This is a genomic window from Fructilactobacillus sp. X7R9C1 (assembly GCF_059901005.1).
In genome coordinates this window covers 1-1,354 of the sequence record NZ_JBWXVG010000033.1, presented here as the reverse complement: position 1 = coordinate 1,354, position 1,354 = coordinate 1, and the positions used below count along the sequence as shown (strand labels likewise).

Below are 1,354 nucleotides of genomic sequence, written 5' to 3'. Positions count from 1 at the left end.
TTCTCCTTTTCATCTTTCTTAGCGATTCCGTCTTTAGGATCCTCTGGGACATCGGTTTGGTCGTCAATAATTCCAAGTGTTGCACCAATAGCGAATACGGTAGTTATTAACTTAGCTAAATCGTCCCAATGAATCGGGTTAGTGATTCCTAACATCGTACAAATAATCGCCACAGTGACATAAACACCACAAATAAAAGTGACACAGGACCGCATATTAAAGTGGTTATCATTATTCATTAACTTGGTCTTCTTTAAGACCTCACAAACACTTTTCCAAATATTTTTTAATTTATCTGACATTGTTCTTTCCTTTCATTGCGTCTTCCATCGTGACTTTGTTGGTTAAATTATTAATCTTGGTATTCAAGCGCTTAATTTCTTGGCTTTGCTCGGTAATAATCCGTGACTGTTCTTGAATTTTAGAAACCAAGTCATCAACTTTATCGCGAAGGTCGTCTCGCTCTTTCGTAATTTTATTTAACTGTTCCCAAAATTCGGGCATGTGTTGCGTATAAGCTAATTCGATATCAGCTTTGGTCTTATTGGAATTATCTTTGTGGCTGTACTTAGCTCCCAGAAAACTAGCCAGGAACGTAAACAGACCCGTGACTACGGCTACAATTATTTCTGTGTTCAACGTCGATCACCGCCAAACAATTCAGCGACAATGTTGATAATCAAGAACGCCATCAACACACTAGATAAATGAATCGGTAGTCCTGGACTATAAAAGTCATGCCAAACAAAGATAATGAAGTAACATACCCAGACACCTAACATTGCTGAGAGCGCTAGATTATGTGCATTGAACTTTCTAATGCCAAAAATGCCCACAAAAAAAGCAGCAATACCGATAATAATCAGTAATACTGCTAGTGCAGGGTCTTGCGTGTGTGAGATTAAATGAGCTAGTCGATCATGTTCTTCAAAGAAAAGCCGTTTATAAATTAATAAATAAATTCCTAAGGCAACGGTTTCAAGTCCAATGAGAGTAACAACGCGATTGTGTTTAAAGTTTTTCCATAACTTTTTCCACATCTCATTACCACCTTTCTTTATGCTACATAATCTTGCCCCGTAATATCTTTATAATCGGATGGTGTAATCTGTCCTGTTTTAATAAAGCCTGCAACGTCCTTTTGATCATAAATTTTATCGTTGTAAAAATCTTGAATAAATGATTTCCATGTCATGTTTATTTACCTCCATTAATTTGAGTGGCCAAAAAGGCAACCTTTTGCTCTAATTCTTCATTGGACTTAACTACGTCAGCAGTTTGTTGCATCGAGAAGCCTAGAGTGGTTTGCAGTTTAACAACTTTCTCTTCGGTGTTGTCACCGGATTCGTTTAAA

General features: G+C 37.1%; 4 protein-coding genes. All 4 read right to left on the bottom strand.

Features of this window, described 5'->3' with window-relative positions:
* Positions 1-302: hypothetical protein (locus AC6UD0_RS07225; RefSeq protein ID WP_500708679.1), on the bottom strand; the 302-nt coding region annotated here is incomplete at its 3' end.
* Positions 292-639, bottom strand: a complete 348-nt coding sequence (locus AC6UD0_RS07220) for a hypothetical protein (protein WP_500708678.1) — start codon at positions 637-639, stop codon at positions 292-294. The genes AC6UD0_RS07220 and AC6UD0_RS07225, both read right to left, overlap by 11 nt.
* Positions 636-1,040 carry a hypothetical protein gene (locus AC6UD0_RS07215; protein WP_500708677.1) on the bottom strand — a complete coding sequence of 135 codons (405 nt, stop codon included), beginning with the start codon at positions 1,038-1,040 and terminating at the stop codon, positions 636-638. The genes AC6UD0_RS07220 and AC6UD0_RS07215 overlap by 4 nt, the downstream gene beginning before the upstream one ends.
* A gap of 17 nt (positions 1,041-1,057) precedes the next feature.
* Complete coding sequence (locus AC6UD0_RS07210) at positions 1,058-1,195, bottom strand: XkdX family protein (protein WP_500708676.1); 138 nt, start codon at positions 1,193-1,195, stop codon at positions 1,058-1,060.
* Between the last annotated feature and the right edge of the window lie 159 nt (positions 1,196-1,354).